Here is a 3,347-nt window from a genome sequence, read left to right as displayed (position 1 = left end):
GTATCACTGGCCACTGAAGATGACTAAAGGCTTATGAATAGACTCAGACTACTCATAGGCGCTGCGCTTGGCTTTGTCGTAACCGCTGCTCTGTTTGTGCTGATGCCGACACTGATCGAAACAGCCGACAAGAGCCTGGACGACAAGCCAGCCACCCGCATCGCCGACATAGATATGCCGGATCGCGATATTGAAACCAATATCGATCGCAAGCCGGATAAGCCGCCGGAGCCTGAACAGCCGCCGCCGGATATGGAACAACCGGAGATGGAAGATATCAACCCTGATGTGGAGGTCGTCAATATGGCGCCAACACAGCAGCTCTCCCTGACCAACGCGCAGGGCGGTCTGTCGGCATCAGATGGTGAGTATCTGCCTATCGTTAAAGTGGCCCCGATCTATCCTCGTCGTGCACAGAGTCGCGGTGTGGAAGGCTACTGTACGGTTGAGTATACGGTGACCAAATCAGGTACCACGCGCGACATTACACCGGTTGACTGTTCACCGCCGGGCTATTTTGAACGTGCGTCTGTGAAAGCTGCGGAGAAGTTCAAATACAAGCCGCGGGTTGTGGACGGGGATCCGATCGAAGTTCCCGGTATCCAAAACCGCTTTACCTACGAGTTGGATAAATGAAGACTGACAGCATGATACAGAGCAAACCTTGTAGCCGTGTTCAGTCAGTCGGTCGCTGGCTGACAGCGGCCGCGCTGGGGGTTGCCGTCAATTTTGCGGTGCCCCTGGTCACGACCACGGTTGAGCCGGTGCTGGGTGAAACCGCACTGGGCAAAGTTCAGGCGCAGGACAAGAAGAAGCAGGCAACCCGGCGAACGCCGGCGATCCGTGCCAAAGTGTTTGAAAAGCTCAATGAAGCGCAATTGTTGGCGGAAGAGAAGAAGTACAACGAAGCGCTAGGCAAGTTGAACGAATTGCGTGACAAGGAAGGCCGCGGCGCGTTGAACAGCTATGAGCTGGCCAACCTGTTTAATCTATACGCCTTTATCTACTTTACCCAAGAAGACTATAACCGGGCTTTGGGTGCTTACGAAGAAGTTATTAAGCAACCAGACATTCCCTACGCGATGGAAGTGAACACGAAGTTCACCATTGCGCAGCTCTACTTCGTAAAAGAAGACTGGAAGAAAGGGGTGGATACCCTGCTCAACTGGTTCAAGCTTAAAGAAGAGCTTGGTGAGCCCGTGGGTGCAAACGCACACGCCTTGCTGAGTCAGGGTTATTACCAGTTGGGCAATCAACGTAAATCGTTGGAACACGTCGAAATTGCGATCAACGATTACAAATCGAAAGGCAAGATACCCAAAGAGCAGTGGTGGGGCTTGCAGCGATACCTGTACTTCGAGAAAAACGACATCAGAAAAGTTGTCGATATTCTGGAAGAAACGCTGAAGTACTACCAGAAAAAAGCCTACTGGCAGCAGCTGGCGGCAATGTACGGCGAGCTTAAGCGCGAGAAAGACATGGTCTCGGCCATGGAAACCGCCTACGTGCAGAACCTGCTGGAAAAGGAAAAAGAGCTGATCAATATGGCTTACCTGTTCCTGTCGATCGAGGTGCCATACAAGGCGGCCAAAGTGATCGACAAGGGTATCAAGGCGAAGCAGATCGACCCGACCTCGAAGAATCTGGAGTTGCTGGCTAACTCTTGGCGTCAGGCGCAGGAAATCAAAAAAGCGATTCCTGAGATGCGTGCTGCCGCAGCCAAATCGGACAAAGGCGAGCTTTGGACTCGACTCGGTAATATCTATCTGGATAACGACGAGTTTGAGAAGGCTGCTGAAGCGGTTCGCAACGGCTTGCAGAAAGGCGGCGTAAAACGCCCGGATAGTGCACAGTTGGTGCTGGGTATGGCGGAGTTCAACCTGAAGAACTATGACGCGGCCCGCAAGGCTTTCCGCGAAGCGAAGAAAAATGAGCGTTCGCAGAAATATGCCGAGCAATGGCTGGAGTTCATGGAGCGTGAGTTGGCGCGTGAAAAGGCGCTGGCCCAGGACGTGTAACAACCGTCACTAGGCAGTACACACTAAAAACCCGGCGTATGCCGGGTTTTTTATTTTCGCTATCTGTAAAACGTTAGAGTTTTTTCGCCCAGGCAGAAACCCCGTCTTTTACCCGTTTGTAAGCTATCTCATGGGCTTCGGACGAGCGTTTGTAGGGGTCAGGTACCGGCAGGTCGTTCTGCCATTTTCCCAACAGAAAGCATTTCCCTCGGCTCTCCGGATAGCGCCGATGGAGCTCATCCAGTTGATGGCTTTCCATGGTAAGTATCAAATCGGCAGAGTTAGTCATGGAACTGCTTATTTTACGCGCCCGGTGTGCGCTGGGGTCGATGCCGTCTGCGCTGAGTAGCGCCGCGACATTGTCTTCGACGGGGTGGTCGACAAGCGCGCCGAGACCTGCCGAGCTCACAGTAATGCCGACTCTTCCTGCTTGGTTGAGCTGATGCTTAAGCAGGTATTCGGCGGCTGGGCTGCGGGAGATATTGCCTGTGCAGACGAAGAGTATGTTATTGAACACGGCTTTCCCCTCAATGAAGAGGGGATTCTACGGGGCGTTGTAGCGTCGCTCAAGCTTGCCGCGCCAGCCACTCCTGAAAACCCGTGATATAGCGTTGTAATCGCGCTTGTGCTGTTTCATCGATGAGCTGACCGCTGTCGTCAAAGGCCTGATGAGCTGAGCCCAGTAAAAACTCGATGCTCGGGTATACCGGCGACAGTGTGCCATGGAGTACGGTACGCAGCTGAGCCTGCGCCCGGGCGCCACCGATCGGGCTCATGGACGCGCTGAGTATTGCAGTAGGCTTGTGTGTCAGCGGTGAGTTGAATGCCGGGCGTGAAGCCCAATCGATCGCATTTTGTAGCACGCCTGGCACGCTGTGATTAAATTCGGGTGTGGCAAACAGCAGGGCGTCTGCGTCCTCGATGCGCTGCTTGAAGGTTACAACGGGCTGGGGTTTGTTGTCGCCGTCGAGGTCCTCGTTGTAAAAAGGCAGGTCGGCCAAGCTCACAATGTCAAACACGGTGTCCTGATCGAGGTGGTCGCCAGCAGCTTTCAACAAACTCAGGTTGAGTGATTGTCGCCGCAGGCTGCCGTTGATGCCGAGAATATTCATTGTTGAACTCCTGAAATGGGATAGTTTCGTTTTAGGTCGTAGAGAATCACCGAGTCGTGGTTTCGGTGAATGTGCCGTTGCGGAAATCGTTCAGCGCTTGCTCGATTTGATCGCGCGTATTCATTACAAAGGGGCCGTAGTGGGCTATTGGCTCGTTTAGCGGTTCGGCGGCCAATACCAGCAACTGTGTGGTGTGGCTGCCGGAATTGCTTACGCT

At 53.6% G+C, this 3,347-nt stretch carries 5 protein-coding genes; 2 read left to right on the top strand and 3 right to left on the bottom strand.

Features of this window, described 5'->3' with window-relative positions; all coding sequences use genetic code 11:
- The first annotated feature begins 33 nt into the window (after positions 1–33).
- A complete protein-coding gene (locus tag ABYP39_RS18150) occupies positions 34–636 on the top strand; it encodes an energy transducer TonB (RefSeq protein WP_372748706.1) in 603 nt (200 codons plus the stop codon).
- Positions 633–2,018 carry a tetratricopeptide repeat protein gene (locus tag ABYP39_RS18145; protein ID WP_372748705.1) on the top strand — a complete coding sequence of 462 codons (1,386 nt, stop codon included), beginning with the start codon at positions 633–635 and terminating at the stop codon, positions 2,016–2,018. Before ABYP39_RS18150 ends, ABYP39_RS18145 begins: the two co-directional genes overlap by 4 nt.
- A 73-nt stretch (positions 2,019–2,091) precedes the next feature.
- Here the strand turns inward: ABYP39_RS18145 and ABYP39_RS18140 are convergent, their stop codons facing one another.
- The 3 genes from ABYP39_RS18140 to ABYP39_RS18130 all read right to left on the bottom strand — a co-directional run.
- A complete protein-coding gene (locus tag ABYP39_RS18140) occupies positions 2,092–2,535 on the bottom strand; it encodes a low molecular weight protein-tyrosine-phosphatase (protein WP_372784019.1) in 444 nt (147 codons plus the stop codon).
- Between the two features lie 49 nt (positions 2,536–2,584).
- On the bottom strand, positions 2,585–3,130 hold the full coding sequence (locus tag ABYP39_RS18135) for an NADPH-dependent FMN reductase (protein ID WP_372748703.1): 546 nt from the start codon (positions 3,128–3,130) through the stop codon (positions 2,585–2,587).
- Between the two features lie 46 nt (positions 3,131–3,176).
- Positions 3,177–3,347 (bottom strand): pirin-like C-terminal cupin domain-containing protein (locus ABYP39_RS18130; RefSeq protein WP_372784021.1); only part of this gene is annotated, 171 nt, incomplete at its 5' end.

Source organism: Litorivivens sp., assembly GCF_041625495.1.
Taxonomy (GTDB): Bacteria; Pseudomonadota; Gammaproteobacteria; order Pseudomonadales; family Spongiibacteraceae; genus Litorivivens.
Note: the sequence above shows the minus strand (reverse complement) of the source record. Positions and strands in the feature narration are given on the sequence as shown.

What these genes read in the sequence shown, in the direction of transcription:
- ABYP39_RS18150 (WP_372748706.1), top strand. Translation starts at nt 34, where the DNA reads ATGAATAGACTCAGACTACTCATAGGCGCTGCGCTTGGCTTTGTCGTA.
- ABYP39_RS18145 (WP_372748705.1), top strand. Translation starts at nt 633, where the DNA reads ATGAAGACTGACAGCATGATACAGAGCAAACCTTGTAGCCGTGTTCAG.
- ABYP39_RS18135 (WP_372748703.1), bottom strand. Translation starts at nt 3,130, where the DNA reads ATGAATATTCTCGGCATCAACGGCAGCCTGCGGCGACAATCACTCAAC.